General features: G+C 63.0%; 28 protein-coding genes and 1 pseudogene. 18 read left to right on the plus strand and 11 right to left on the minus strand.

Annotated elements, in window-relative coordinates:
- The first annotated feature begins 56 nt into the window (after positions 1–56).
- Positions 57–275 (plus strand): type II toxin-antitoxin system RelE/ParE family toxin, encoded by a 219-nt coding sequence (locus HMPREF2635_RS13045; protein WP_246819861.1) that lies wholly within the window; start codon positions 57–59, stop codon positions 273–275.
- Between the two features lie 8 nt (positions 276–283).
- Positions 284–583, plus strand: a complete 300-nt coding sequence (locus HMPREF2635_RS08770; protein WP_070821603.1) for a HigA family addiction module antitoxin — start codon at positions 284–286, stop codon at positions 581–583.
- A 97-nt stretch (positions 584–680) separates the two neighbouring features.
- Here HMPREF2635_RS08770 and HMPREF2635_RS08775 read toward each other — a convergent pair whose 3' ends face one another.
- Complete coding sequence (locus HMPREF2635_RS08775; protein WP_246824872.1) at positions 681–1,529, minus strand: hypothetical protein; 849 nt, start codon at positions 1,527–1,529, stop codon at positions 681–683.
- A gap of 79 nt (positions 1,530–1,608) precedes the next feature.
- Here HMPREF2635_RS08775 and zupT point away from each other — a divergent pair.
- Positions 1,609–2,405, plus strand: a pseudogene (zupT, locus tag HMPREF2635_RS08780) (zinc transporter ZupT).
- A 3-nt stretch (positions 2,406–2,408) separates the two neighbouring features.
- On the opposite strand, the gene HMPREF2635_RS08785 reads toward zupT, so the two are convergent.
- Genes HMPREF2635_RS08785 through HMPREF2635_RS08795 form a run of 3 tightly spaced genes read right to left on the minus strand, consistent with a single transcriptional unit; the run spans position 2,409 to position 4,627 of the window.
- Positions 2,409–3,329: a DUF808 domain-containing protein gene (locus HMPREF2635_RS08785; protein ID WP_070821604.1), complete on the minus strand. Its 921-nt coding sequence runs from the start codon at positions 3,327–3,329 to the stop codon at positions 2,409–2,411.
- A gap of 42 nt (positions 3,330–3,371) precedes the next feature.
- Entirely contained in the window at positions 3,372–3,908 is a 537-nt protein-coding gene (locus tag HMPREF2635_RS08790) for a ribonuclease FAU-1 family protein (RefSeq protein ID WP_070821605.1), read from the minus strand.
- Entirely contained in the window at positions 3,908–4,627 is a 720-nt protein-coding gene (locus tag HMPREF2635_RS08795; protein WP_070821606.1) for an Rv1157c family protein, read from the minus strand. Before HMPREF2635_RS08795 ends, HMPREF2635_RS08790 begins: the two co-directional genes overlap by 1 nt.
- 281 nt (positions 4,628–4,908) lie before the next feature.
- Between HMPREF2635_RS08795 and typA the strand changes: the two genes are divergently transcribed.
- The 8 genes from typA to HMPREF2635_RS08835 all read left to right on the plus strand — a co-directional run bounded on the left by typA (position 4,909) and on the right by HMPREF2635_RS08835 (position 12,678).
- Positions 4,909–6,819: a translational GTPase TypA gene (gene typA, locus HMPREF2635_RS08800; protein WP_046648270.1), complete on the plus strand. Its 1,911-nt coding sequence runs from the start codon at positions 4,909–4,911 to the stop codon at positions 6,817–6,819.
- Between the two features lie 68 nt (positions 6,820–6,887).
- Entirely contained in the window at positions 6,888–8,489 is a 1,602-nt protein-coding gene (locus tag HMPREF2635_RS08805) for an ABC transporter family substrate-binding protein (protein ID WP_070821607.1), read from the plus strand.
- A complete protein-coding gene (locus HMPREF2635_RS08810; protein WP_070821608.1) occupies positions 8,482–9,348 on the plus strand; it encodes a PIG-L family deacetylase in 867 nt (288 codons plus the stop codon). The genes HMPREF2635_RS08805 and HMPREF2635_RS08810 overlap by 8 nt, the downstream gene beginning before the upstream one ends.
- Positions 9,345–9,737 carry a hypothetical protein gene (locus HMPREF2635_RS08815; protein WP_049154368.1) on the plus strand — a complete coding sequence of 131 codons (393 nt, stop codon included), beginning with the start codon at positions 9,345–9,347 and terminating at the stop codon, positions 9,735–9,737. The genes HMPREF2635_RS08810 and HMPREF2635_RS08815 overlap by 4 nt, the downstream gene beginning before the upstream one ends.
- A gap of 50 nt (positions 9,738–9,787) precedes the next feature.
- The gene (gene fdxA, locus HMPREF2635_RS08820) at positions 9,788–10,111 is read left to right on the plus strand and encodes a ferredoxin (protein WP_005327491.1); all 324 of its coding nucleotides are present in this window, start codon (positions 9,788–9,790) and stop codon (positions 10,109–10,111) included.
- Positions 10,112–10,114: 3 nt separating this feature from the next.
- Complete coding sequence (dapC, locus tag HMPREF2635_RS08825) at positions 10,115–11,200, plus strand: succinyldiaminopimelate transaminase (RefSeq protein WP_070821609.1); 1,086 nt, start codon at positions 10,115–10,117, stop codon at positions 11,198–11,200.
- Positions 11,201–12,007: a pseudouridine synthase gene (locus HMPREF2635_RS08830; RefSeq protein ID WP_070821610.1), complete on the plus strand. Its 807-nt coding sequence runs from the start codon at positions 11,201–11,203 to the stop codon at positions 12,005–12,007. It begins immediately after the preceding gene.
- A gap of 107 nt (positions 12,008–12,114) precedes the next feature.
- Positions 12,115–12,678, plus strand: coding sequence for a GtrA family protein (locus HMPREF2635_RS08835; protein ID WP_049154373.1), 564 nt, complete (start codon positions 12,115–12,117; stop codon positions 12,676–12,678).
- A gap of 423 nt (positions 12,679–13,101) precedes the next feature.
- Here HMPREF2635_RS08835 and HMPREF2635_RS08840 read toward each other — a convergent pair whose 3' ends face one another.
- The 6 genes from HMPREF2635_RS08840 to HMPREF2635_RS08865 all read right to left on the minus strand — a co-directional run bounded on the left by HMPREF2635_RS08840 (position 13,102) and on the right by HMPREF2635_RS08865 (position 19,014).
- Positions 13,102–13,581 (minus strand): SoxR reducing system RseC family protein, encoded by a 480-nt coding sequence (locus tag HMPREF2635_RS08840; RefSeq protein ID WP_232745310.1) that lies wholly within the window; start codon positions 13,579–13,581, stop codon positions 13,102–13,104.
- Positions 13,565–13,774: a helix-turn-helix transcriptional regulator gene (locus tag HMPREF2635_RS13540; RefSeq protein WP_046648286.1), complete on the minus strand. Its 210-nt coding sequence runs from the start codon at positions 13,772–13,774 to the stop codon at positions 13,565–13,567. Before HMPREF2635_RS13540 ends, HMPREF2635_RS08840 begins: the two co-directional genes overlap by 17 nt.
- Before the next feature lie 54 nt (positions 13,775–13,828).
- Complete coding sequence (locus HMPREF2635_RS08850) at positions 13,829–14,689, minus strand: DUF559 domain-containing protein (protein ID WP_070516808.1); 861 nt, start codon at positions 14,687–14,689, stop codon at positions 13,829–13,831.
- Between the two features lie 458 nt (positions 14,690–15,147).
- Positions 15,148–16,569, minus strand: a complete 1,422-nt coding sequence (locus tag HMPREF2635_RS08855; protein WP_210385910.1) for an amino acid permease — start codon at positions 16,567–16,569, stop codon at positions 15,148–15,150.
- A gap of 96 nt (positions 16,570–16,665) precedes the next feature.
- On the minus strand, positions 16,666–17,637 hold the full coding sequence (gene dapD / locus HMPREF2635_RS08860) for a 2,3,4,5-tetrahydropyridine-2,6-dicarboxylate N-succinyltransferase (RefSeq protein WP_070821612.1): 972 nt from the start codon (positions 17,635–17,637) through the stop codon (positions 16,666–16,668).
- Between the two features lie 18 nt (positions 17,638–17,655).
- Positions 17,656–19,014, minus strand: coding sequence for an amino acid permease (locus HMPREF2635_RS08865; protein ID WP_070821613.1), 1,359 nt, complete (start codon positions 19,012–19,014; stop codon positions 17,656–17,658).
- 91 nt (positions 19,015–19,105) lie between these two features.
- On the opposite strand from HMPREF2635_RS08865, the gene dapE reads away from it, so the two are divergent.
- Genes dapE through HMPREF2635_RS08900 form a run of 7 tightly spaced genes read left to right on the plus strand, consistent with a single transcriptional unit; the run spans position 19,106 to position 24,009 of the window.
- A complete protein-coding gene (dapE, locus tag HMPREF2635_RS08870) occupies positions 19,106–20,194 on the plus strand; it encodes a succinyl-diaminopimelate desuccinylase (RefSeq protein WP_070821614.1) in 1,089 nt (362 codons plus the stop codon).
- Positions 20,195–20,201: 7 nt separating this feature from the next.
- The gene (locus HMPREF2635_RS08875) at positions 20,202–20,972 is read left to right on the plus strand and encodes an LOG family protein (protein ID WP_070509630.1); all 771 of its coding nucleotides are present in this window, start codon (positions 20,202–20,204) and stop codon (positions 20,970–20,972) included.
- A 26-nt stretch (positions 20,973–20,998) separates the two neighbouring features.
- Complete coding sequence (folP, locus tag HMPREF2635_RS08880) at positions 20,999–21,811, plus strand: dihydropteroate synthase (protein ID WP_210401604.1); 813 nt, start codon at positions 20,999–21,001, stop codon at positions 21,809–21,811.
- Positions 21,812–21,814: 3 nt separating this feature from the next.
- Positions 21,815–22,552 (plus strand): glucosyl-3-phosphoglycerate synthase, encoded by a 738-nt coding sequence (locus tag HMPREF2635_RS08885; protein WP_070821616.1) that lies wholly within the window; start codon positions 21,815–21,817, stop codon positions 22,550–22,552.
- Positions 22,553–22,555: 3 nt separating this feature from the next.
- Positions 22,556–22,909: a DivIVA domain-containing protein gene (locus HMPREF2635_RS08890; protein ID WP_049154387.1), complete on the plus strand. Its 354-nt coding sequence runs from the start codon at positions 22,556–22,558 to the stop codon at positions 22,907–22,909.
- Between the two features lie 35 nt (positions 22,910–22,944).
- Positions 22,945–23,112 (plus strand): DUF3117 domain-containing protein, encoded by a 168-nt coding sequence (locus HMPREF2635_RS08895; RefSeq protein ID WP_010187237.1) that lies wholly within the window; start codon positions 22,945–22,947, stop codon positions 23,110–23,112.
- A gap of 9 nt (positions 23,113–23,121) precedes the next feature.
- Positions 23,122–24,009, plus strand: coding sequence for a methyltransferase domain-containing protein (locus HMPREF2635_RS08900; RefSeq protein ID WP_046648297.1), 888 nt, complete (start codon positions 23,122–23,124; stop codon positions 24,007–24,009).
- Between the two features lie 414 nt (positions 24,010–24,423).
- On the opposite strand, the gene HMPREF2635_RS08905 is transcribed toward HMPREF2635_RS08900, so the two are convergent.
- A complete protein-coding gene (locus HMPREF2635_RS08905; protein WP_070821617.1) occupies positions 24,424–25,881 on the minus strand; it encodes a GH32 C-terminal domain-containing protein in 1,458 nt (485 codons plus the stop codon).
- Position 25,882: the final 1 nt, after the last annotated feature.

Here is a 25,882-nt window from a genome sequence, read left to right on the forward strand (position 1 = left end):
AGTCTTTCGGTAACCGTGATACCGAGCTTGTCTGATTACGCGAAGCGTCGCCGCGGATTGATCCGAGAATCCACAAAACTGCTAATAGAAAACTCCATCAGCTCGATGCTGCTGTTTCACTGAACTCCTTACGAGTTCCACCGGGTAACCGCCTCGAAGCGTTGAAAGGTGACCGGAAAGGAACATTCAGTATCCGGGTCAATCAGCAGTGGAGGATTACCTTCCGCTGGACCGAGGCCGGCCCAGCGGACGTTGTTATCGAGGACTATCACTAAGGACAGTTATGAGTACCAAGCTTTATCCGCCGATTCACCCCGGCGAAGTGCTTAATGAAGATTTCATCGAGGCTTTTGGGATTGCACAACACAAACTGGCTGTAGAAATTGGCGTTCCGCCGCGGAGGATTAATGAGATTGTCCACGGCAAGCGTGGAATCACTGCAGATACCGCTCTTCGGCTAGGAAAGTACTTCGGAATCGAACCGCAGTATTGGCTTAACCTGCAAAGCCGTTATGAATTGGAGGTGGCTGAGGATGCCGTCGCTGATGAAATCGATGGCATCCGGCCGCTCGGTGCGGCTTAAAATCAGGGGGAAAGGAACCACAGTAAAGGCACCGTTTGCGGGCGGGTTTCGGAGAAAGCCCAGGTCAATGAATTAGCGCAAGTGCATAAGGTGCCAGTTAAAAGGTGTCTTTAGGGGACGTGAAGGTACGTGAGCCGGTGGGCAGCGGTGAGGCGAGGGGATCCGCAGGCGTGGTGAACTCCCAGTCGGCATCAGGGTCGAGTGCCGGGGGGATGGCGGGCTTCTCCGGGTCGAGCGGCAACGGCGGGACCGCGGGTGCGAAGAGCTCAGCAGCGTCTGCGGGGTCGAGGGGAAGGTCCACGGCGATGCGCCCTCCAGCCGCATAAGCGCGGGCAGCGAGGGAAGCCCCGGACTGGGAAGCAGCTGCGAACGCGGCGGCCAGCGCCGGGGCATCGGAGAGCTCCGCGCACGGTCCGAGGACGAGGTTGTCGTGGGTGGCGAGGACGGTGTCGTCGAGAAGCGCGAGCGTCACGAAGAACTGCTTGGTGCCCATCTCGCGCAGCTGATGCGCGGTGAGCTCTCCCTCCACGACGCGAACGAGGGCGCCGTGGCCCCCGCTGAGCAGGGCGGTGCCCGCCGGTTGATTGTTTGCGGGAATCATCCACGGGTCGAGGCCCAGAGCAACGGCAACTTCTATCTCGCCGTCAACGATCTCGACGGTGGCATGTGTTGCTGGAGTCATCGCCGCCGTGCGCAGACGGTTGAGAGCGGGATACTCGGCGGACTCCTCGCCATCGAGCGCGCCTAGAAAACCAAAATCCGAGCGCACACGCCAGCCTCCCGTTGTGGGCTCGGGGAGCAAGGACACGTCGACGAGCGCAGGCTGCTGCGCCAACCCCGGGATGCTCAGTGCGGTGGAAAAGTTGACGTGCTCAAGAATCGCGACGTGCTCGACACCAAAATAAGACGGAGCCAGCGGATACAGCACCATGGTTGCGACAGTCACCTCAAGAGTCAGATGGGATACGATGGACTCCTTCCAAGCTTACGCAGAGGCCGGGTTAGACACGCTATAGTTTCCCACTATGGACTTAGCCACCATCGCGTTCGCTTTCAGCCTTGTGCTGCTGTCGGGCTTGTCGACGTCCATCGGAGGCGCCCTCGCCGTAGGCAAGAGAGAACCTGGCCCGAAGTTCATGGCCGCTGCCCTGGGCCTGTCCGCAGGTGTGATGCTCTACGTCTCCTTCATGGAAATCCTGCCGGAGGCCCTGAAGAAGCTAGAAAGCACCCTCGGGGACGAAGCGCGCGCCACCTGGACGATGATGGCGGCATTCTTCGCGGGTATTGCGATCATTGCCATCATTGACCGCCTTGTGCCCGAGGAGATTAACCCGCACGAGCCGGCCACCACCGAGGAGGACGCGCGGCGCAAACGGCTGATGAAGACCGGCATGTTCACCGCCTTCGCGCTGGCTATCCACAACTTCCCGGAAGGCTTTGCCACGTTTCTCTCAGGCCTCGAAGCCCCGGAGATCGCCATCCCCGTCGCCGTGGCTATCGCCATCCACAACATCCCCGAGGGCATTGCGGTCGCAGTGCCCCTGCGCAGCGCGACGGGCTCGCGGAAGAGGGCCTTCTGGTGGGCCACGCTATCTGGCTTGGCCGAGCCCTCGGCGCTCTCATTGGCTTCGCGCTGCTGATGCCATTTATCGGCCCGATGACGTTCGGCATCAGCTTTGCCGTCATCGCCGGCATCATGGTGTTCATCTCCTTGGATGAGCTTCTGCCCACGGCAGAGGAGACCGGCGAACACCACTGCGCCATCTACGGGCTGATAGCCGGTATGGCGGTGATGGCGGTTTCACTCGCGCTGTTTATTTAGAGGTTATTTCACGCGCTCGGCGGTGGCCTTGACCGCCATGACAATGCTGACGATGACGGCGCCCAGAATAAAGCCGCACAGCATGGACAAGCCGGTGTCCGCCAACCAGGCGAGGGCGCCGTTGTTGATGCTCTCTGTCACGTGGTGGATAAAGCCATATGGCTGCTCGGCGCCGAATTCACTCAGGCCCTTGACCACGATGTGGCCGCCGACCCACAGCATGGCGGCGGTGCCGATAATGCCGATGATCTTGAGCACGATAGGCATTCCCTTGACCAATGCGGTACCCAGGGCAGAGTCACCATCGTGACGCTTGAGCAGGGCGACGCCGATGTCATCCATCTTGACTAGAAGCCCGACGGCGCCATAGACACCCAAAGTGAGAAGCACGCCGACGGTGACCAGGGCACCGAGGCGCAGCCAGAAGGGCTGATCAATGACCTCGTTGAGGGAGATCACCATGATTTCGGCCGACAGGATGAGGTCGGTGGTGATAGCGGATTTCACCAGGGAGTCCTCGGCATCGGGGCCCTTTTCTTCCACGGTCTTTTCGTCCTTCTCACCGCGGTGAAGGACAGCATGGAAGATCTTCTCCGCCCCCTCGAAGCACAGGTACGTACCTCCGCACATGAGGATAGGGGTGAGCGCCCACGGCGCGATCCAGGACAGGATGAGCGCGATGGGAAGGATGATGACCAGCTTGTTGATGAGCGAGCCCTTGGTGATGCGCCAAATCATGGGCAGCTCACGCTGCGGCTTGACGCCCTGGACATATTGAGGCGTGACAGCGGCGTCATCGACGACGACTCCCGCTGCTTTCGCCGAGGTTTTGCCGGCCAACGCTGCCACGTCGTCGACGCTGGAGGCAGCGGAGCGGGCGATCAGGGCGACGTCGTCAAGCAGGGCAAAGAGGCCACCGGCCATGACTCACATCCTTTAAGGTAGGGGAGAAGTACTCACCCTAGGTTACTCGGCAGGAACGAGCTCCACATCTTCTGCCCAGGTAAGGTCCATGCCTAGCGTGCGCAGCCAATTCATGGCGTTATCGCCGTAGCGCGTGATGCCTTCAACGGCGGTCAGGGTACGCTCCATGGCGCGCTCGGCCTCCTCGGCACTGATGAGGCCCTTGGAGGTGGCGGCGGCCAGCTCGTCGATATCGAGTACATCGACCGGCTCGCCGGAGGTGGAGACCAAGTCGACGTAGAGATCGCGGGTGGTCCACACGTCCCCGTCAACGTCGATGTCGGCGATGTCGATGTAGAAGTCTTGGTGCACATCCATGCCCTCGCGGAAGTGGAAGATGTTGGCGCGCAGACCGAGTTCCGGCAGCAGCCAAGACTCGAGGTAGCCGAAGCGCGGGTGGTTAGCGCCGCGGGCCATGTAGAGGCCAAAGTCAGTGACCCGGTAGGTGTCTACCTCGCGCTGGAAACCTTTCGGGTCGACGTTGATGTTGTCGGTGGTATTAAAGGTTTCTTGCTTGACTGGGTGCAGGTCAGTGCTCATTAGTTCACCTCGAGGTAAGCCGCGGTAGGTGGGAAGGAACACGAGGATTCTGCAGTGTTGACCGCACCGGAGAGGACCGCCACGACGGTGCCCTTGCCAGTCGTTGCGCGGCCCGAGACAGTGGTTGGTCCATCGGTGTTGATGCCGTTGTTGAACAGGGGAGTGGTGCCAAACTGGAAGGTGTCCAGGTTGAACCACTGGACGCGCATGTCGCCCTGCTCTTCAGCGGCGGTCGGGGTACCCAGCGCGGTGAAGAGGAAGACTGCTTCGCCTTCACCTGCACCTGGGGCCGGCATATCAGTCGGGCCAGGCACGGCGATGGCGGAACCCACCGAGTCGCCCTGCCCGCCGATGCACTGCGCGGAGACCGTGGGCCAGTAGAACTGGCGGAAGCCGGGGTTATTTCCCTCCGGCATGGCAACGCCGCCCTCGCCGCCTTCACCAGCAGTGAAGTTGAGCGCGGTGAGGATGGCGCTGCGGGCCTCCTGCGGGATCCATGGCTGTGCGGCGAAAGCACGAACGCGCTCCTGCGTTTCCGGGGTGGGACGGCCGAGGCTGTCCAGCGGGTTGCTGCTCTGGGAGACGTTCACCAGCGAGGAGAGATCAGGGGCGCCGGCATGCGCGGGCGTGATGCTGAGCAGGCCCATCATCAGGGCAGCAGTGATTCCGGCTACGCCGCGACGGGCGGAACCGGTGGAGTGCTGTTCAGAAAAGGCCATGGAGAATCCTTGCGTGTGGGTGGGGGAAGTGACGTCACAGAAACTACACAGTGATCACATCAGTCACAATAGTATCTGCTGTCACAATATTCACTTTTTCGGCGTAGTCAACTCTTTTTAGAGCCCTACTGTGCGGTATGTCGGTGCTTGATACCAATCTGTTACATCCCGCAGCGCTCTGCGGGATGATGCGCGCGATGCTGCACATCAAAGGGCTAGAGAGTATATTTAAGGGCCGTTCACATCGCTAACGCACCATGCTTTGAAGGAGCACCCCACACGTGAGTAATACTGAATTCCGTAACGTAGCCATCGTCGCGCACGTTGACCACGGTAAAACCACCCTTGTCAACGGCATGCTGGAGCAGTCCGGCGCTTTCGGCGACCATGGCGAACACTCGGATCGCGTCATGGACTCCAACGATCAGGAGCGCGAGCGCGGCATCACCATTCTGGCGAAGAACACCGCCATCCACCGCAAGGGCCTGGGCAAGGACGGCGGGGATCTCATCATCAACGTCATCGATACCCCAGGTCACGCTGACTTCGGCGGCGAGGTCGAGCGCGGTATCTCCATGGTGGACGGCGTTGTGCTGCTTGTCGACGCCTCCGAAGGCCCCCTCCCGCAGACCCGCTTCGTGCTCACCAAGGCGCTGGAGGCGAAGCTGCCGGTCATCATTTGCGTGAATAAGACCGACCGCCCCGACGCCCGCATCGACGAGGTCGTCACCGAGGCCCAGGACCTGCTGCTGGAAATCGCCGCCGGCCTCGAGGACGAGGAGGCAGCCGCTGCCGCCGAGGAGCTGCTGGGCCTGCCGGTCCTCTACACCTCCGGCCGCGAGGGCAAGGCTTCCACTGAGAACCCAGGCAATGGCAACGTTCCGAACGCCGATGATCTGCAGGCGCTTTTCGACGTTATTTATGACGTCCTCCCCGAGCCCTCCGCCAAGGTCGACGCCCCTCTGCAGGCACACGTGACCAACCTGGACTCCGATGACTTCCTTGGTCGTATCGCCCTGCTGCGTATCTACTCGGGCACCCTCAAGAAGGGCCAGCAGGTGGCCTGGATGCACTACGACGAGGAAGGGGAGATGCACACCAAGACCGTCAAGGTGGCGGAGCTCCTGCGTACCGTCGGCTTCCAGCGCCAGCCGGATACCGAGGCCATCGCCGGTGACATCGTGGCCATCTCCGGTATCTCCGACATCATGATCGGTGACACCATCGCGGACGTGGAGAACCCGCAGCCGCTGCCGCGCATCAAGGTCGACGAGCCGGCCATCTCCATGACCATTGGCGTGAACACCTCCCCGATGGCAGGCCAGGGCGGCGGCGATAAGCTCACCGCCCGCTTGGTCAAGGCCCGCCTGGACCAGGAGCTCATCGGTAACGTCTCCATCAAGGTGCTGCCGACCGAGCGCCCCGACGCTTGGGAAGTCCAGGGCCGCGGCGAGATGGCACTGTCCGTGCTCATCGAGAACATGCGCCGCGAGGGCTTCGAGTTGACCGTCGGTAAGCCGCAGGTAGTCACCCAGGTCATCGACGGAAAGACGATGGAGCCGTACGAGATGCTCACCATCGATTCCCCCTCCGAGCACCAAGGCGCTATTACCCAGCTGCTGGCCACCCGCAAGGGGCAGATGCAGTCCATGGACGTGCGTGAGGGCGACTGGGTCCGCATGGTCTTCCGCGTTCCCGCCCGCGGTCTCATCGGTTTCCGCACCCAGTTCATGACGGAGACCCGCGGTGCTGGCATCGCCAACTCCATCTCCGATGGCCTCGACGTCTGGGCCGGCGACATCAAGGCCCGTCCGACCGGATCCCTGGTGGCCGACCGTTCCGGACAGATCACCGCCTACGCCCTCCAGCAGTTGGCGGACCGCGGTGACTTCTTCGTGGAGCCGGGCATGGAGGCCTACGAGGGCATGGTTGTCGGCGCCAATAACCGTGATGAGGATATGGATATCAACATCACCAAGGAAAAGAAGCTGACCAACATGCGTTCCGCCACCGCGGATGCCACCGTCACCCTCGCCAAGGCACGGACCCTGTCCCTGGAAGAGGCGCTGGAGTTCTGTGGCACCGACGAGTGCGTCGAGGTCGGCCCGAACGTTCTGCGCGTGCGCAAGGTCGAGCTGTCCGCCACCGACCGCAAGCGCGCGGCCGCCCGCGCCAAGCAGCTCAACAAGTAGTTCGCTCAGCGTCGCCTCGGGCAACTACAGTGGTAGGGAAAGTTTTCGGAATGTAAAGGTTGTGTGGAGTGGACCGTTTCCTGCCTCGGCTCGGCGTTATCCTCGCAGCCGCCCTGCTGACGGCCTGCCAGGCTAACCCTGGCCCGCCGCCGGTGGTGGACGAGGATGATCGCAGCGCCACTCCAACGAATTCCAGCACGACGGCCCCGCCGCCTGAGGCAGCGCCCGAAGAGGACCTTCTGCCGAAGCGCAGCACCGTGTCCATCGGGGTCGACCCGCTGCGCGGCGGGCTCAATCCGCACCTGGTGGCAAATAACTCCGAGCTGGTTAATCAGATTGCGGAGCTGGTTCTGCCCTCTGCGTTCCACGGCACCGAGATGGACACGGATGTCCTGGAATCTGCCGAGGAGATCGAAGCCCCCGAAGGCGTTGCGATGCGTGTGCGCTATACCATCGCCGCTCCAGCTCAATGGTCTGATGGCACGCCGATCAGTGGTTCCGACTTTTACTATTTGTGGTCCCAGATAACTCGCACCCCGGGGGCTAAGAATGTTTCTGGCTATCGGGCTATCTCGGCCTTGCGGACCTCCGGCAACGGGCGGGTGGTGACCGTGGACTTCAGCCACCGCGTCGAAGACTGGCACAAACTCTTTGCCCATCTGATGCCCTCCCACCTTCTAGAAGACAGGGATTTCGCTTCAGTGCTGGCCGACGGGATCCCCGCCTCCGCTGGGCGCTACCTCGTGGAAAGCATGGACCGCGGGCGAGGAATCATCACTCTCAACCGCAACGACCGTTTCTGGGGAGAGGATCCCGCGAATATTGACGTCATCCAGCTGCGCGCTGTTCGCGATACCGCGCAGGCGGTGAATATGCTGCGCTCGCGCCAGATCGGTTTTGCTGATTTCACCCCGCAACAGACCACCCTGGAGAACTTGAGCCTGCTCAGCAATGTCAATACCGGTGTGGTGACACGGCAACGCCAGCTCCGCTTGGAAATGTCTGCCGCGGAGGGCGCTCTCAATGAGCAGCCCCAGCGCCGTGCGTTAGCCTCGCTTCTGGATACCGACCAGATAGCCCGCTTGGCCACCGGCCGCGCCTCGGAGCTGGAGCCTGGGCACAACCCCTTTGACAGCAACGCGGAGCTTGCCCCGCTGCGTGAGCGTGCGGGACGCAAACCCGTGCGCATCGGCGTGGATCCCCAGAACCCTACTGCTTTGGCCGCAGCCACCACCATCGTGGACGTATTGCAGGCCAAGGCCATCGACGCGGAGGTCGTCACCGAACGCCTGACCACCATTACCTCCGACCTGCTTCCGGCGGGCAAGGTGGATGCCGTGGTGGCGTGGGATGAGAACGGTAGCGATGCGATGAGCTTGGCCAATTACTTCGTGTGCGCTACGCCGACGCGCCCAGCGGCAACGCTGTCGGGTTTCTGCCCAGACAACTCCGCGGAGACCGCCCTTGGCATCCTCTCCGGTGAGCTGGATTCCGAGGCCGCCGAAGAACGGGTGGAGCAGCTCAATAAGGAAGAAGTACTCTTCGTCCCGCTGCTCAATGAGGTGCGAGTCCACGCTTTGGGCAAGGGTATTGTTGGCCCCGGACAAAGCATTAAGGACTGGGATTCCGGTCTGATTAGCGCACCGCAGTGGAGGAAAGACGATGATTAAGGATCTCGCGGGCTACCGCGTCGTGGCTGTTCACGCTCACCCGGATGATGAGGTGCTCTTTACCGGCGGCACGCTGGCGGATTTGTCCGCACGCGGCGCGCAGGTCACCGTGATTACCGCGACGCTGGGGGAGGAAGGCGAGATCATCGGCGAGCCTTATCAAGGCCTCGCGGAAACCGGTCAGCTGGGAGGCTTCCGTGCTTGGGAGCTCAAGCACGCGCTCGACGCTTTAGGAGTCGAGGGCATCCAGCTGGGCGGGTTCGGGCACTTCCGTGATTCCGGGATGGAAGGCTCGCCCGCTCACGAGAATCCGCGGGCCCTGGTGAACCGCGTGGACGAGGCCACAGAGTTGTTACGCGGCCACCTTGCTGTGCTGCGACCACACGCGGTGCTGACTTATGGGCCGGACGGCGGCTACGGGCACCCCGACCACATCGCAGTGCACAAGGCCGTGCACGCGGCTGCCACGCCTGAGCAGCGCATCTGGTGGGCCGTCTTTGAGCGCGCCGCGCACTACCGCGGCCTCGATGCTGTTACCCCTCCGGAGGGCTGGAGCCTGCCCGATAAGGAGTACCTGGATAACTTCACCAATGCTGGCTGCGATGTGGCCTACGAGCTCACTGACGCGGCTCTCAGCGCCAAGCGCGCAGCGATGCTGGCCCACGCCACGCAGATCTGGCTTGCCGACGGCTCCCTCACTACCGTCAACCCTCACGCCGCCCAGGCGGGCTTGAAGGATCCCGCGGAGGTTCCCGCTGCCTATGCCTTGTCCAACCTGCTCACCATGCCGCTGCTGCGCCACGAGTTCTACCAGCTGGGCCAAGGTGAGCTGCAGGATTCATTGCTGGGGGAGAAATGAGCGAGCGCGCAATCCGCACCGACTTCTCCCGCGGCGAGCAAGTAGGGGGCCTAGTGTGGCTCGTCTTAGGCGCACTCTGCTCGCTGACCTTAGAGGTGGTCTATCTCACCGCCCGCGTGCCATGGTTCGACGGGGCCAGCGTGGCCTTTCCGATCACCATCCTCATCGCCTTCTGGTTCAACGGGGTGCTGACCCGCACAGCGCGGCTGTGGAGTGAGAATCCCTACATCGCGGGCTTGCCCGGTTTAGCTTGGGTGGCGGGTTTCCTCGCGTTCATGCTGGGTGCCGCTATCGGGGACGGTAGCTTGCTGGCCAATAATATTCTCAGCCTGCTGCTGTTCGCCGCGGGAATCGCGGGTAGCGTTTGGCCATTTTTCGCCTCGGAGTAGCATACTGTTAGTCGTAGAAAACCCGTGACACACAGGAGTTTAAACACCTTATGACTTACACCATCGCGCAGCCTTGCGTCGACGTGATGGACCGCGGCTGCGTTGAAGAGTGCCCGGTCGACTGCATCTACGAGGGCAAGCGCATGCTCTACATCCACCCGGACGAGTGCGTGGACTGCGGCGCCTGTGAGCCGGCTTGCCCGGTGGAGGCCATCTTCTACGAGGATGATGTCCCGGATGAGTGGCTGGACTACAACGATGCTAACGCCGCCTTCTTTGATGATCTCGGCTCCCCGGGCGGCGCAGCTGCGCTCGGCCCGCAGGACTTTGATGTCCCGATGATCGCTGCACTCCCGCCTCAGAACCAGGAGTAATAGATGAGCCGCACGCCGCTGGGAGACACGCTCCCGGATTTTCCGTGGAACTCGCTTGCTGACGCCAAGAAGAAAGCACAGGCGCACCCGGACGGGATCGTTGACCTATCGGTGGGCAATCCCGTCGATCCGGTGGCCCCAGGCGTGCAGTTAGCGCTGTCCGCAGCGGCCGAGGCCCCCGGCTACCCGCAGACACAGGGCACCCCGGAGCTGCGCGAGGCCATTGCGAAGGCGCTGCAGCGCCGCTACAACATGAACGTGGACGCGGTGCTGCCGGTCATCGGCACCAAGGAGGCTATCGCCTGGCTGCCTACCTTGTTGGGCATGTGCGGCGAGACCGTGGCTTTCCCGACGGTGGCTTATCCCACCTATGAAGTCGGTGCGCTTCTGGCCGGTGCCAAGCCTTTGCGCGCCGATGAGGATTTCCAGGATGCGTCACTGGTGTTCATCAACTCGCCGTCGAATCCGACGGGCCGGGTGTTGGGCGTCGAGAAGCTGCGTGAGATCGTTGCCTGGGCGCGCGCGAACAATGCCATCGTGGCCTCGGACGAGTGCTACATGGGCCTGGGCTGGGATGATGAGAACCCGCCGGTGTCCATCCTGGATCCGCGCGTGACCGATGGCGACAACACCGGTCTCATCGCCATGCATTCGCTGTCGAAGAGCGCGAACATGGCTTCTTACCGTGCCGGTTTCTTCGCGGGCGATGCCCAGCTCATCGCGGAGCTGCTGGAGCTGCGCAAGCACGCAGGGCTCATCGTTCCAGGCCCCATCCAGGCGGCCATGGTCGCCGCGCTTGACGACGACCCCTCCGAAGCCCTCCAGCGCCAACGCTACGCCGCGCGCCGTGTGGATCTCATGCGGGCGCTGACCGGCGCGGGCTTTCGGATCGAGCACTCCGAGGCCGGGCTCTACTTGTGGGCAACCCGCGGTGAGAACTGCCGCGAGACCGTCGACTGGCTGGCCGAGCGTGGCATCCTCGTTGCCCCCGGTGATTTCTACGGCCCAGCGGGCGAGCAGTTCGTGCGCATCGGTCTGAACGGCACCGATGAGCGCATTGCAGCGGCCGTCGCGCGCTTGGCTGAGTAGATGGCCTTTCGCCCGCCGGCACGGGAGGGGATTAGCCCGCGTAAGGTGATGCTCGCGGGCATCGTGCCCGCCACTCCTACCTATTGGGCAGGTGAGGCGGGCGATTCCGCGTTTTCGCCCGGTACTCGCTTAGAGTCCGGCACTGTGCTTCCCGGCCCAACGCTGGCCTGGTATCACCCTTCGGTGCCTTCCGAAGAGCCTATTCCGTTTGATTACCGCGTGGTGTTTGAAGACGGGGACCTGATAGTCGCGGACAAGCCGCACTTTCTGCCCACGACGTCGAACGGGCGCATCGTGCGCGAGACCCTCCAAACCCGCCTGCGCGTGGACTACGGGGAGGACTCTATTGTGCCGCTGCACCGGCTGGACCGGTTGACGTCGGGGTTGGTGCTGTGCTCGCGTAATCCGCGCACGCGCGCTGCGTACCAGCAGCTTTTTCAGGAGCGCGCGGTGGTGAAGCGCTACCGTGCTCGGGTGGCCGCGCCCTTCTCCTTCGACGGTACGGTGCGGCTGGGCATGCGGCGGGTGCGGGGTGAGCGCCAGGTCCGCGTGGATCCTATCGGCACGCCTACGGTGACTCGGGTGCGCGCTCGGGGAGCGATGGCCGATGTCTGGCCGCTGACCGGCCATACCCACCAGATTCGCGTGGTGCTCAACCACCTGGGCCATCCGATTGTGGGGGATGATACCTATCCGGTGGATCGCGGGTTGTCCCTCTACGATTTTTCCACGCCCCTGCGGCTTACTCACGTCGCTTTGAGCTTTAAGGATCCGCTTTCTGGTGAGAAGCGTGAGTTTCAGCTGTGAGATTCGGCGCTCTTGCGGCGCGCGTTTTAGTTTGCGCTTCGCGAGGGACTAGACTCGTACGAAGTTTTATTCATCATAATTGAGCATTTTGTACGAAGGGCGTGTCCATGGCGGATCTGAGCTTTGCTCGCTTTGCCTCGAATCTTGGCCAGTTCATTAAGTTCGGTCTGGTCGGCGGTTCGGGCACGTTGGTCAACATTGCGACCTCGATTGTGGCTGCAAAGTGCGGTTTGGCGTGGTTTGGTGCCACGCCGCATGACGCGATGTTCAACCTGTTCGGCACGCAGTTCCACGTGCGTTGGTTCATGCTCTTTTCCACCATTGCCTTCCTTGTGGCTAACACCTGGAACTACCAGCTCAACCGCATGTGGACGTTCAAGTCCGTCAACAAAGTGTCCTGGCTACGCGGCTTTTTCCCATTCCTCATTACGGGCATCGGTGCATACTTGGTGACCCTCGCGGTGCAGTACCTGCTGATGAATCCGACCTCGCCGCTGCAGCTGCCTCCCCATATCTTCGATGACTCCACCGGTTTCCGCACGATGTATTACTGGGCCAACGCCATTTCCATCGTGGTGGCGATGCCGATTAACTTCATCTTCAATAAGCTGTGGACGTTCCGCTCGAAGCCAAAGACGCCGATCTTGGTTCACGAGACCGAACCGGCTTAATACCAGCCCTTTGCCCCGCCTCGCCCCGCACCCTTCGCGCTCACCAGCGTAAGGCTGCGGGGCCTTTGTGTCGCGGCGGTGAGCGGGAAGGGAGGCGTCGGCACGCACCGCTTCCTTCGCGCTCACTGGAGACACGGCGTGGAAGCGCTCCATCGTGCTGGTGAGCGCTTAGGGACGAAAATCGGAAACCCGCCCTTTGCGCTCACCGGCATCTAATAGATTCGCTAGTTCCCGTTTACAGTGAGCGGGAAGGGGCGGCGGCAGCGGTTTAGCGGGGCAGGGCAAGGCTGCATTCTTTGCGGGGGCCGGCAGTATCGGCTTGAACTACCCTTGGCGCTCACCGGCGCCTGCAAAATAGAGGAACCCGCCGTCCGCGGTGAGCGCGAAGGGCGGGATGGATGGGGATTGGCCGGGCAGTGCGGTCTAGTCGTCGAGCTCGGAGTCGAGGCGGGCCTGGTCGCGTTGATGCTGGCGGCGGCGAAGGAATGGCGTGAAGATGATGGCGGCGGTCACGCCAGCCCCAGCGCCAAGCAAGTAGGAGGTGGAGTCCGGTGCGTAAGCGTTGTGGGCAATTCCAACGAACATCACAATGAGCGGGATGAGGTAGACGGTCATCGCAGGCCAAATGCGGCCAACAGGCGGGGTGGCGACGCGCTTGCGCAGCCACGCCGTGCCGAAGAGATTGCCGATGATAGACGGTGCGATGGCGAGGAAGCACAGCATGCTCATCTGACCAGGAAGGACCCAGGCGAGGATGGCTGCGGCGACGAGCTCGAGGAAGCGGGTCGGGGTAGCGCTGATGGTGTTGGCCTTGTAGAAAGTCTCGCGCTCGAATTCGTCGCGAGAGGCGCGGTCGATCTCGCGGAGCGTGTAGTTGGCCAGGGCGTTAATCATGTTGTTCATCTCCAAAGACTTCTTCGATGGTTTTTCCTAGTTCGCGGCAGATGTCTAGCGCTAGGTAGACGGAGGGGGAGTAGTTGCCGCGTTCGATATTGGCGATTGTCTGGCGGGAAACGCCGGCCCGTTCAGCAAGGTCGGCTTGAGACATCTCGAGCCAGCGTCGCCATTTGCGAACCATGTTCTGATGCTCGGCCATCTGGCCTCCTTTACGGTGTGTAACTCTTACATGACTAAGTGTAAAGAAAACTTGTCACGATGGCAATGTTTGCATGCATAAGTGCCAAGTCCAATAAGGCTGGGTCGCCGCAGAAGGGAGCTTGGGATTTCGCCCTTTGAGCAGCTCAAGAGTCGCTTTGATAAGCAAGAAGGCGTCGTTGAGGTGGTAGCGGATATCGTCGGCAGTAAAGCGCAAAACCGTATACCCATGGGCTACGGCCGCGTTCTGCTTCGAGCGGTCCGCTTGAAACGCCCGATCATTTTTGTGGTACTCCCAGCCGTCGACCTCGATGATGAGCTTGCCAATCTTCAGGTCAAAGCGGTACCCCGCAATGAGCGCGTTGTGCTCAGGAAAGATCCCGTCCGCGCTAAGCCTTCGGCTGAGCTGGCGCTCCGGTACGCTATCGGCCCCAATCGGTGTGCGGCGGATAGTCTCTTTCAAACGCCGGGGAACCCGACGCATCCTTCGCCGGTCATCTTCGAGGCGGGCGGGCCCTGTTTTGCCGCGGTAGTACTCTTCCAGCAGCTGCCCGCACGCCGCGGCTATACGACGGGCTGCCCACAGCACCTGAACAACAGGCAGGCCGTTCACCTTGGCAGTAGCCGACAGGCGTGAATGCGTCACGCGAAAATTTTTGCCCTTAAGCGTGCGCGGGCCCTCGGCTTCCAGCGGAAACGTCAGCTTCCTCCCCAGGTGAATCTCCTGCGCGGTCTTGCCCGTGAAATGTATTCGACTGAGCCCGTGTGCCAGAGCCCGCGCCACGGCAAGCGGCGACCACTCGTCGCTATAAATCCCGCGGTGCACGCGAAAGAGCGTCCCCGCGCGAAGCTTCCGCCTGATTGCCTCCTTGCTCAAGCCTTGCTCGCGAAGCTCTGCGGTCGTCCATGCCTTCATGAAGCTCAAGGTATGCAGTGCTTCACGACGCGTCGATGGTCAATTCCCCGCCTGTGGATAACTTGGCCCTGCGGCGTCGATTTTGCGCTAAAAAGCTGTCGCGTCCGCAATTTTTGCACCTCTTGCCCGCCCCGAAACTCCCTTCGCGCCCACGGGCAGCCTTGAAAAGGCGACACCCCGGTCGCCGGTGAGCGCGAAGGGTGGTCAGTGATAGGCGTGGCGGGAAAGCGGCCCGTTTGGTTCCGCCTTCCCCTTTGCGCTCACGGAGCACGTGCCTGGTGCTCTTCAGCTCATCGATGGTGAGCGCGAAGGGAGTGATTGAGTGGGTAAGCTCCTGCGCCTGACCCTTGGCGGCCACCAAGAGCGGACAAACGGTACAACGCTGGTCGGCCGGTGAGCGCGAAAGGTGGGGCGGCGATGGAAACGAGGGGGTTGGGCGGCGAGATGGCGAGGGGCGGCTAGCGGGCCTCGAGCTCGTCAGCTGTCGGTAGGGGCAGGCGCGAGGTCGGGGCGATGCCGCGGGCCTTCGCGTTGATGACGCCGGCGATGGCTAGCACAGCGAACATGGCGGCGGCGGAGAAGAGTTGGATGCGGGCGGAGGCGTCGGTAAGCATGAGCACCGCAATGGCTGCAAAGAGCGCCAGGGCTAACCACGTGAGGTAGGGGTAGGTCCACATGCGCACCGGCAGCGGGTGGATGGCCTCGAGCTGTGGGCGCAGTCGCAACTGGCTCACCGCGATGAAGACCCACACGATGAGCAGCGAGGCGCCAGCGGCGTTGAGCATGAAGGACAGCAGCCACCCGTTATCTGCATAGTTGAGAACAACCATCACCGCGGAAAGAATGACAGACAGCGCGATGGCCGCCGTCGGGACGCCGCGATGGTCGGTGTCGGCGAAGAGCTTGGGGGCTTCACCGCGGCTAGCCAGCGAGTGCATCATGCGGGAGGAAGCGTAGATCTGCGCGTTAAAAGCAGAGAGCAGTGCGAGAACGATGACCACTTCCATGATGGCAGCAGCACCTGGAATTCCCGCGCGGTCCAAGACCATGGTGAAGGGCGACTCGGCAGCAGACTTCGCGGAGCCGAGCGAGGAATAGGGCAGGAGGAAGGTGATGACGAGGACAGAACCCAGGTAGAACACCGAAATGCGCGTAATGGTGGTGCGCACTGCGTTGACGAGGGACTTCTCGGGGTCCTCGGATTCCGCCGCGGCGATGGCGACGACCTCGATGCCGCCGAAGGCGAAGGCCACGGCAAGCAAGCCGGCGGCGACGCCTCCGAGGCCGTTGGGCATGAAGCCGTCTTCGAGGAAGACAGACGTGCCGATGAAGGTGTGGCCGGGGAGAAGGCCGAAGATGAGCAGCGCGCCGATAACGAGGAAAGCAATAATGACGGCGACCTTGATGAAGGCGAACCAGTACTCAAACTCACCAAACAAGCGCACTCGCAGCAGGTTGATGGTGCCGAAGAGAGCCACGCAGATGGCTGCGGGGATCCAGGGCGGGCAGTTAAACCACGCGCCGATGAATCCGGCCGCGCCGGTGATTTCCGCGCCCAGAACCGCGACGGTGGCGAGCCAATAAATCCAGCCCTGTGTAAATCCTGCCCAGCGGCCGATACCGTGCTCCGCGTATTCGGAAAAAGAGCCTGAAGCAGGGATAACCGTGCCCATCTCACCGAGCATCTGCATGACCAGGATGGCAAGGAATCCAGCGATGAGGTAAGCCAAGAGGACCGCGGGGCCGGCAGCAGAAATGCCAACGCCGGTGCCTAAGAAAAGGCCAGCGCCAATGGTGGAACCCAGCCCCATCATGGTCAGGTGGCGGACCTTCAAGCCGCTGCCGAGTGAGCGAGGAGAGGAATCGTTTTGAGCAGTCATCTTTAGCATTCTAGGCAGCCGCTCGCGGTAAGTGGGCATAAAGGGCCCGGGATCAAGAAAAGCCCCCGCAAGAACGGGGGCCTCAAGCAACAGCGTTTAGTTCTTGTGCAGGTCCTCGTTGAGGGCCACGGCCTCAGACTTCCACTCCACGGCCTCGACGGCGCCGGTCACGGAGTTGCGGCGCAGCAGCACGCCGGAAACACCAGAGAGCTTGGAGCCCTTGATGGTGTCGCCCTCAGACAGGCCCAGGGCCTCCGCGATCTTGCCAAAGACGGCAATCTTGGTGCCGGCGGTGACGTAGAGGCCGGCTTCGACGACGGAGTCGTCGCCAAGCGAAATGCCCACGCCGGAGTTCGCGCCGAGCAGGCAGCGCTCACCGATGGAGATGACCTCCTTGCCGCCGCCGGAGAGGGTGCCCATGATGGAGGCGCCGCCGCCGATATCGGAGCCATCGCCCACGACAACACCCGCGGAAATACGGCCCTCGACCATGGAGGCGCCCAGGGTGCCGGCGTTGAAGTTAACGAAGCCCTCGTGCATCACGGTCGTGCCCTCAGCGAGGTGGGCGCCCAGGCGAACGCGGTCGGCGTCACCGATGCGCACGCCGGACGGGACAACGTAGTCCACCATGCGCGGGAACTTATCGACGGAGTAGACCACGACCGGGCCGCGGGAGGCGAGGCGGCCGCGGACCATTTGGAAATCGGCAACCGCGCAGGGGCCGTAGTTAGTCCACACCACGTTGGCCAGCTTGCCGAAGATCCCGTCTACGTTCAGGCCGTGAGGCTTGACTGCGCGGTGGGAGAGCAGGTGCAGGCGCAGGTAAGCGTCGTAGGTGTCGGCGGGAGCCTCGTCCAGATCCTTGATGGAGGTCTCCACCGCGATGCGGGCAACGCCGCGCTCCTCGTCGGGGCCCACCAGGTCAGCGAACTGCTGCGGAACCTCCTCCAGGCGCTCGGTGCCGCTGGCTTCTACAGAGATATCGGTGTGAACTGCGGGGAACCAGACGTCCAGGACGGTGCCGTCATGGGTAATGGTTGCCAGGCCGCGTGCGGATGCTGAAGTCATAGGCTCACACCCTAGCAGCTACGCGTCCGCTCCGCGCCTTTTGTTACCCGGGAGTAGGTGGAAGATCACAACCAGGGCCACGGTCAGGATGAGGACGGCGAGGACTTGGTTGCGGGCGGAGGCGTCGAAAAGCATGAGAATCGTAAGACCCACCAGTGCTAGGGCAGTCAGCCACGGCAGCCAGGGGAAGCCCGGCACGCGCAGCGTCGTGAGCTCGCCGTTGGCCTTCATCTGAGGGTGCAGTTTGATGTAGGAGGCCACGATGAAACACCAGATGACCAGCAGGCATCCGCCCACCGCGTTGAAGAGGAAGGCCAGAAGCCCCGGCGGGTTCCAGTACTGCAGAACCACCGACGCGAAGGCGAAGATGATGGAGAGCACCACCGCAAAAATGGGCGAACCGGAGGTGTTCGTCCGAAGGAAGACGTGGTGCGCGCTGTGGTCCTTGGCCATGTCGTAGACCAAGCGGGAGGTGGCGTAGATCTGCGCGTTGAAGGCGGACAGCAGCGCCAGGGCAATGATCGCCTCCATGAATCCGGCCGCGAAGGGGATTTTCGCGGCGGCGAGGACCAGCGTGAAGGGCGAGTCCGCGGCAACGTCGGCGTCCTGGATGGAGCTGAACGGCAAGGCCATGGTGATAACCAGGATGGAGCCGATGTAGAAGACCATGATGCGCACGATGATGGCGCGCACGGCAGTAGCGACGTTGTGGGCCGGGTCCTCGGATTCCGCCGCGGCGATGGTGACCAGTTCGATGCCGCCGAAAGCGAAAGCCACGGCGAGCAAACCGGCAGCAAAGCCAGGGCCGCCGTTGGGCAGGAAATTCTCCGTAAAGTTGTGTCCCGCCACCGAGAGGTCCATGCCGGGCAGGATGCCCAGCGCCATGAGCACACCGACGCCGAGGAAGACGACGATCGTGGCTACCTTGATGATGGCGAACCAGAATTCGAATTCGCCGAAACCGCCCACAGCGGCAAAGTTGACGATGGCGAAAAAGACCACGGCCACCAACGCCGGAATCCAGGGGTCGACCCCGAACCAGTTGGAGATGATGGCCGCAGCCCCAGTAATCTCCGCGCCCATCACCATGACCAGCATGAACCAGTAGATCCAGCCCAGCGTGAACCGCGCCCACGGCCCGAAAGCCTGTCCCGCATAAGTGGAGAAAGCACCCAACGAAGGCCGCGCGGCGGCCATCTCGCCGAGCATCCACATCACCAAGGCGATGAGCACACCGGCCACCGCATAGGAGATGAGAACGGAGGTACCGGAAACCTGGATGCCCAGGCCGACGCCCAGGAAGAGGCCCGCGCCCACCGCAGAGCCGAGGCCCATCATGGTGAGGTGGCGGGTTTTGAGTTGAGTGGCCGCAGCCATAGGGAAATCACCTTCAACGCTGTTGATTGTTTGCAACGGGAAGTACTTTACGCAATGCACTAAGCAACCGGGGGCGCTAGCATGGCGGGTTGTGACTTTAAATCTCTTCTCCGATCCCATCGAGCTGACCAAGGCGCTGGTGGATATCCCTAGCCCTTCGCACCACGAGCAAGCGATCGCTGATGCCGTCGAGGAAGCCCTGCGCGGTCTGGACCAGAACACAGTAGAGGTGGAACGCTACGGCAACACCGTCTGCGCCCGGACGAATCGGGGCTTCGAAAGCCGCGTGGTCCTCGCCGGCCACATCGATACCGTGCCCTTGGCCGATAACGTCCCCCACACCATGTCGGAGGACGGCGCCACCATGTATGGCTGCGGCACCGTGGACATGAAGTCCGGCATGGCGGTCTACCTTAACGCCTTTGCGCAGCTGTACAACTCCGATGAGCTCAAGCACGACCTCACGGTCATCGCCTATGAGGGCGAGGAGGTCGCCACCGAATTCAACGGCCTGGGCCACCTGCAGAAAGATCACCCGGAGTGGCTGCAGGGGGACCTAGCGCTGCTGGGCGAGCCCTCCGGCGCCATGATCGAGGCCGGCTGCCAAGGCACCATCCGCGTGCGCGTTACCGCCCACGGCACTCGCGCGCACTCGGCCCGCGCCTGGCTGGGCTCCAACGCGGCGCACACCTTGGCGCCGGTGATGCTCAACGTGGCCAACTACCAGCCGCGCGACGTCGAGATTGACGGCTGCACCTACAAGGAAGGCCTCAACATCGTTCACCTCGAATCCGGCGTGGCCACCAATACCATTCCGGATGAGGCCTGGATGTTCGTCAACTTCCGCTTCGCTCCCGACCGCAATTCCGAAGAGGCGCTGGCGCATCTGCTGGAGGTCCTCGGCGAACACGAAAACATCACCGTGGAGGTCGATGACATCGCTGAGGCCGCCCTGCCCGGTTTGGGGCAGCCGGCGGCGCGCGCGCTTGTCGACGCCGTCGGCGGCAACGTCCGCGCCAAGTACGGGTGGACCGACGTGGCCCGTTTCTCCGAGATGGGTACCCCAGCCGTTAACTTCGGCCCCGGCGATCCGGGATTTGCTCACAAGAAGGACGAGCAGGTGCCCATCACCCAGATCACCGAAGTCTCGACCGCACTCTTGAATTACCTGAAGGGATAACACCACCATGACTCCTGAGCAACTGCGCACCCTGCGCGGACCTCTCCTAGTGCGCACCGCCGGAGAGCAGTCCTCCACCTTTGATCAGCGCCTGCTGCAGTCTGGTGCGGATCACGAGTGGCAGCACGCCGATCCCTGGCGCGTCCTGCGCATCCAGGGCGAGTTCGTGGACGGCTTCGACGCCCTGGCCAAGCTGCCCAAGGCCGTCACCGTCTTCGGCTCTGCCCGCACCCCGGAGGATGACCCGAATTACCAGCTGGGCGTGGCCTTGGGCCGCCGCCTCGTAGAAGCCAAATATGCCGTCATCACCGGCGGCGGCCCCGGCATCATGGAGGCTGCCAACCGCGGCGCGCACGAGGCCGGCGGGCTGTCTGTGGGCCTCGGCATTGAGCTGCCGCACGAGCAGGGCCTGAACCCCTACGTGGATCTGGGCTTGAACTTCCGCTACTTCTTCGCCCGCAAGACCATGTTCCTCAAGTACTCCCAGGCCTTCATCTGCCTGCCCGGCGGCATGGGCACCATGGATGAGTTCTTCGAGGTCATGTGCATGGTCCAAACCGGCAAGGTGACCAACTATCCCATCGTGCTCATGGGCACCGACTACTGGGCCGGCCTGGTGGAGTGGATGAAGAAGACCCTGGCCGAGGGTGGGTTCATCAACCCCGAGGACCTCGATCTCTTCCTCGTCACCGACGATATCGACGAAGCCGTCGCCCACATCCTGGCCGCGCACAAGGTCATGTCGGACAAGCGCCTGCGGGAGCAAGAAGACAAGTGACCTCTGCCCCCAACCTCGCGCGGGTCATGGCGATTGTGAACCGCACGCCGGACTCCTTCTACGACAAGGGCGCCACCTTCGAGCTCGACCCCGCAATCCAGCGTGCTGAGCAGGCGCTTGACGACGGCGCCTCCATCATCGACATCGGCGGCGTCAAGGCCGGCCCGGGTGAGCACGTCGACGCGGCCGAGGAAATCGAGCGCGTCGTGCCGACTATCGCGGAGCTGCACCGTCGCCGCCCGGAGGCGCTGATCTCCGTGGACACGTGGCGCGCCGAGGTCGCAGAGGAAGCTATCGCCGCGGGCGCCGGGCTGGTCAACGACACGTGGGCCGGCTGGGATCCAGAGCTCATCGAGGTGGCTGGCCACCACAAGGTGGGTTACGTGTGCTCGCACACCGGCGGCGTGACCCCGCGCACCCGCCCGCATCGTGTGCATTTCGACGACGTGGTCGCCGACGTCATCGCCGAGACTGCGCGACTGGCGGAGCGCGCCGCCGACCTCGGCTGCCCGGAGGAGCTGACGTTCATCGACCCCACGCACGACTTTGGCAAAAACACCTTCCACGGTCTGGAACTGTTGCGGCGCATCGATGAGATTGTGGCAACGGGCTGGCCGGTGCTCATGGCCTTGTCGAATAAGGACTTTGTGGGCGAGACCCTCGACCGAGCCGTCGACCAGCGCGTCGCGGGCACCCTGGCAGCGACGGCTTGGTCGGCAGCGCGCGGCGTGGCGGCGTTTCGGGTGCATGAGGTGGGCCCGACGCTCGATGTCATCCGCATGACCGCTGCCATTCAGGGGCACATGGCGCCGCTCGCGACGACGCGGGGGCTGGCCTAAGGCATGTTTCCGAGCATTTCTGTGGTCATCCCTGCGCTGAATGAGGAGCGCACCGTCGCGCACGTCGTGCGCGCCTGTCTGGCGGATGAGCCTTTAGAGGTCATCGTCATCGACGCCGATTCCACCGACGAGACCGCCGCCCGGGCCGCCGCGGCCGGGGCGCGGGTGTGCAACTGGCGCGAGGTGCTGGACGAGGAACCGCGTCCGGGAAAGGGCGAGTCCCTGTGGCGCGGGGTGGCCGCGGCCCGTGGTGAGGTGGTCGTGTTCATCGACGCGGATTTGGAATCTGCTGCGCCCGGCATGGTTACCGCGCTGACCGAGCCTTTCGTGGATCCCCACGTGCAGCTGGTCAAGGCGCGCTATGCGCGCAGCCTGAACGGCCAGCCCACCGGTGGCGGGCGAGTTACGGAGCTGAGCGCCAAGCCGCTGCTGCGCATGTTCTTCCCCGAGCTCGCGCACATCGATCAACCTCTGGGCGGGGAGTACGCGATTCGCCGCGAGACAGCCCTGGGCCTGCCTTTTGTGGCGGGCTACGGGGTGGAGGCGGGGTTGCTGATAGACGTCGCCAAGCGCTATGGCCCCCACGCCATCGCCGAGGTGGACCTGGGCACCCGCGCCCACCGCAACCGCCCGCTCGAGGAGCTAGCCCCGATGGCCGATGTTGTCGCGCGCACCATCCTCTCCCGCGCGGGCGTGGTTGGCCCCGTTGCCCAACGTCCGCCGCTGCTGGGTAAGATTTAGCGCATGATGTCCTGGATTCTTCTTATCGTTGTCCTTATTGCCCTCGTCATCATTGGCACATGGGCGTGGGGAACCATCGTGGGTCGGGGGACCGTGATGGAGGCTCCCGATACGGCCGTGGATACCAACGAGGAGAATCTCCGCGCCCTTGAGGAGGGGCGCTTCGACGACCTGCGTTTCGACGTCGTGACACGCGGCTACCGCCAGGACCAAGTGGACGCCCTGCTGGCCGCCGTGGAGCGTCGCCTGGGCGCTGAGTCGGTGGCTTCTGACGGTTCTGCAGATGATTCTGCGGAACCTTCCGCCGCGGGTGAGGCAACGAGCCTGCCGCTGTCGGCCGAAAAAGAGCTAGACTAGAAGGACGTTCTAAAAATAGTCGAAGGAGACTCAATATGGCAGCGATGAAGCCCCGTACCACTGGTGGAGAGATGGAAGCGGTAGAGGAGTCCCGCAAGATCGTGATGCGCATTCCTTCTGACGGGGGTGGGCGCATTGTCATTGAGCTCAGTAAAGAAGAAGCAGCGGAGCTGGGTTCACTCCTCGTAGCAGTTTCTAGCTAGTCTAGGAGCATGCTTTCACATATCGTCGATATTCTGGCCGATCCCGCCGATGGCAGCGCCCTGCAGGGCGCGGATGATTTTTCTCGCCTCGTGTCGGAGACCGGCCATTCTTATGACGTGGCCAAGCAGGGCTACGTCACGCTGGCAGCCGGCGCGGGCCTGAAACATCAGGGCGACGATGCCGCGATGGTTACCGCCCGCGAGACCTACCTGGCCATGGGGCACTTCGCGCCCTTCGTGGAGGCAGTGACCGGCGCGGTCCAGGACTCTTTGGAAACCCAGGATGCGGCTGAGCACGCGGCTGGCCTGGATGTGGACACCGCCCCCGCGCTCCTTGAGGTGGGCGCGGGCACGGGTTACTACCTTGCCCACACTCTCGATTCGATTGAGGGCGCTCGTGGCGTGGGCCTGGATATCTCTACGCATGCGGCCAAGCACCTGGCCAAGTCGCACGAGCGCGTCGGTGCTGTGGTCGCGGATGTGTGGGAGCGTCTGCCGCTGAAGGATGATTCGATTCACGCCATCTCGGTCGTCTTCGCCCCGCGCAACCCGGCGGAATTCCAGCGCGTGCTCGCCCCCGGCGGGGAGGTTATTGTGCTGACTCCGCAGGCTGGCCACCTCGATGAGCTGCGGGAGCCTTTGGGCATCCTCGGCGTCGAGGAAGGAAAGGTGGAACGCCTTTACGCGCAGGCGGAAGGTTTCCTTGAGCAGGCGGCCGACCCGGTCGATATTTCCTTCCCCATCGTCCTCGACAAGGCATCCATCGCTGCGCAGGTGGGAATGAGCCCTTCTGCGCGCCACATCAGCCCGGAAGAGCTGGCCGAGCGTATGGCCTCTCTGCCGCAAACCCTGACCGTGACGGCGCACGCTCGTCTGGACCGTCTGCGCTCTGCTTAATAGGCGGCTTTATTCTCGGCCGCATGCTGGTTGCATTTCTGGCCTAAACGCTTCAAAGCTGCAGCTGTGGCCCATCCTCAGCATTTCATGGCTACATCCCCGGTCCGGCCTTGACGCCGCGCGGCTACCAAAACTTCCCTTCGCGCTCACCGGCAGTGCACGCGACGGTTGTCTGAAGCCCACGGTGAGCGCGAAGGGCGGAGTGAGGCCCGGCCTGGCTGAGTGACGCGCGTCAGCTGCGTGGTCCCGCTGGCGCTCGAGGGCATCCTCGCTAATCTCCCTTCGCGCTCACCGGCAGCGCCCGCGGCGGCTGTTTGGGGTCCACGGTGAGCGCGAAGGGTAGGGGAGCGCATTAAAAAGAGGACCGAGTCATCCCGGTCCTCCTTCTTATGGTTCAGCACACGCGCGATGCGATTAGGAGCGCTTGGTGCCCTTTCGGCTCCACGACTGCTCAATGACAGCCTCGCCCTCCGTGCTGACCTCGATGGCGGAGCACCCGCCCTCGAAGTAGACACGAGAGCTCATGGCCACCAATCCGCCGTCGACGAAGACCTCAACGCTGGCGCCGTCTTGGATGACGGTGAGAGTGTCCGAATCGCCCTCAGCCAGCTGGGTCACCGCAGGAGCAGAGTCCTTGAAGTAGTGATCAAAGGCCTTCGACATGGAGCGATCCAGGCTGATCTCGGAGCCGGTGTGGCGGATGACAGCGGCGGCATCACCGTTACTGTCCTTCAGCGTGACGGTCACGGCGGAGCCTTCCGGAACCTCCAAAACACCAGTCCAGGATTGGGCATAGTCGGAGAGTTTCACCGCATCCGGCAGACCCTCCGGTGGGGTCTGGTACAGCACACCGCCCTGCAGCGTGACCGCACGCGGCAGCGACAGGCTATTAGCCCAGCCCTCCGCCTCCCAGGATGGGTGCTTGGTGGCGTCGTCACCGCGACCGTTGCCGTTAAGCAGACCGAGGATGACCGCGCGGTCGTAGCGGCGCTCCTGCGGAATCGTTCCGGTCGTGGTGTTGGTGTTGCGCGGGCGGGAGAAATCGTGGCCAAAGTCCACGCGCTGGAAACCCTTCGCCACGGTGAACACTGTGCCATCAAGGCGGCCCACAATATAGCCGGAAACATCGCGGCCCTCGCGCTCTAAGGTCACGAAGAGCACATCGTAGATTTCCCTATCGACCTCGTCGCGCAGGCGCACCAAGCGCGGCGAGACCACTGGCGGGATGGGGGAGGTAGCCGGAACTTCGCCCTCTTCGAAACCAGGGTCGCCATCGAAACTCAACGGTCCAAGGAGCGTCCAGGATTCGCCGTCGGGGCTATCCAGGATCACCGGCACCGGCGCGTCAGAGTGCCCGGTCAGCGCAAGCATGAGCCAGCCATCGTGGCCTTCCTCGCGGTCCTCCTTGGCCCAATCTGGGACCACGGAGGGAGAGCGGAAGCGGTCGTGATTGGTGCTGGCGCCGACAGCTTCGCCGAAGCGGACGACATCTGGGTCGAGCGCCGTAGGGTCATCGGAGACGACGCACTCATCGGCGTAGTCGGTGTAGCGCGCTAGGCGCACGCTCGTACCCACCGAGGTCACCGAGGTGAAATACAAGTTGAGCGCGTCCTTGCCCTCCGCGACGGAGCCAGCACGCAGCGACAGCTCTCCGCCTACGGGGGCGAGGACGTCGTCGCAGTCCAGCCACTCAAAAGCTGTTTCTTCGGACGTGGAATGGCCCCAGCGTGCGGGCTGGTCAGCCGCGGTCCGGTATTGGTGGAACAGGTGCCACGTGTTACCGTCGCGGACGATTCCCGCGGGGGCGTCGAGCAACCCGGTATCGGGAACGAAATGAAGTTCTGGGCGATGAGGCGGTTCGTTAAGAGTCACG

The organism is Corynebacterium sp. HMSC035E02 (assembly GCF_001836065.1).
Lineage (GTDB): Bacteria > Actinomycetota > Actinomycetes > Mycobacteriales > Mycobacteriaceae > Corynebacterium > Corynebacterium hiratae.

Bases quoted from the DNA above. Each gene is read 5' to 3' on its own strand.
- HMPREF2635_RS08770 (WP_070821603.1), top strand. From the start codon at position 284: ATGAGTACCAAGCTTTATCCGCCGATTCACCCCGGCGAAGTGCTTAAT.
- HMPREF2635_RS08785 (WP_070821604.1), bottom strand. From the start codon at position 3,329: ATGGCCGGTGGCCTCTTTGCCCTGCTTGACGACGTCGCCCTGATCGCC.
- HMPREF2635_RS08790 (WP_070821605.1), bottom strand. From the start codon at position 3,908: ATGAGCACTGACCTGCACCCAGTCAAGCAAGAAACCTTTAATACCACC.
- HMPREF2635_RS08795 (WP_070821606.1), bottom strand. From the start codon at position 4,627: ATGGCCTTTTCTGAACAGCACTCCACCGGTTCCGCCCGTCGCGGCGTA.
- HMPREF2635_RS08810 (WP_070821608.1), top strand. From the start codon at position 8,482: ATGATTAAGGATCTCGCGGGCTACCGCGTCGTGGCTGTTCACGCTCAC.
- HMPREF2635_RS08815 (WP_049154368.1), top strand. From the start codon at position 9,345: ATGAGCGAGCGCGCAATCCGCACCGACTTCTCCCGCGGCGAGCAAGTA.
- fdxA (WP_005327491.1), top strand. From the start codon at position 9,788: ATGACTTACACCATCGCGCAGCCTTGCGTCGACGTGATGGACCGCGGC.
- dapC (WP_070821609.1), top strand. From the start codon at position 10,115: ATGAGCCGCACGCCGCTGGGAGACACGCTCCCGGATTTTCCGTGGAAC.
- HMPREF2635_RS08830 (WP_070821610.1), top strand. From the start codon at position 11,201: ATGGCCTTTCGCCCGCCGGCACGGGAGGGGATTAGCCCGCGTAAGGTG.
- HMPREF2635_RS08835 (WP_049154373.1), top strand. From the start codon at position 12,115: ATGGCGGATCTGAGCTTTGCTCGCTTTGCCTCGAATCTTGGCCAGTTC.
- HMPREF2635_RS08840 (WP_232745310.1), bottom strand. From the start codon at position 13,581: ATGAACAACATGATTAACGCCCTGGCCAACTACACGCTCCGCGAGATC.
- HMPREF2635_RS13540 (WP_046648286.1), bottom strand. From the start codon at position 13,774: ATGGCCGAGCATCAGAACATGGTTCGCAAATGGCGACGCTGGCTCGAG.
- HMPREF2635_RS08850 (WP_070516808.1), bottom strand. From the start codon at position 14,689: ATGAAGGCATGGACGACCGCAGAGCTTCGCGAGCAAGGCTTGAGCAAG.
- HMPREF2635_RS08855 (WP_210385910.1), bottom strand. From the start codon at position 16,569: ATGACTGCTCAAAACGATTCCTCTCCTCGCTCACTCGGCAGCGGCTTG.
- dapD (WP_070821612.1), bottom strand. From the start codon at position 17,637: ATGACTTCAGCATCCGCACGCGGCCTGGCAACCATTACCCATGACGGC.
- HMPREF2635_RS08865 (WP_070821613.1), bottom strand. From the start codon at position 19,014: ATGGCTGCGGCCACTCAACTCAAAACCCGCCACCTCACCATGATGGGC.
- HMPREF2635_RS08875 (WP_070509630.1), top strand. From the start codon at position 20,202: ATGACTCCTGAGCAACTGCGCACCCTGCGCGGACCTCTCCTAGTGCGC.
- folP (WP_210401604.1), top strand. From the start codon at position 20,999: ATGGCGATTGTGAACCGCACGCCGGACTCCTTCTACGACAAGGGCGCC.
- HMPREF2635_RS08885 (WP_070821616.1), top strand. From the start codon at position 21,815: ATGTTTCCGAGCATTTCTGTGGTCATCCCTGCGCTGAATGAGGAGCGC.
- HMPREF2635_RS08890 (WP_049154387.1), top strand. From the start codon at position 22,556: ATGATGTCCTGGATTCTTCTTATCGTTGTCCTTATTGCCCTCGTCATC.
- HMPREF2635_RS08895 (WP_010187237.1), top strand. From the start codon at position 22,945: ATGGCAGCGATGAAGCCCCGTACCACTGGTGGAGAGATGGAAGCGGTA.
- HMPREF2635_RS08900 (WP_046648297.1), top strand. From the start codon at position 23,122: ATGCTTTCACATATCGTCGATATTCTGGCCGATCCCGCCGATGGCAGC.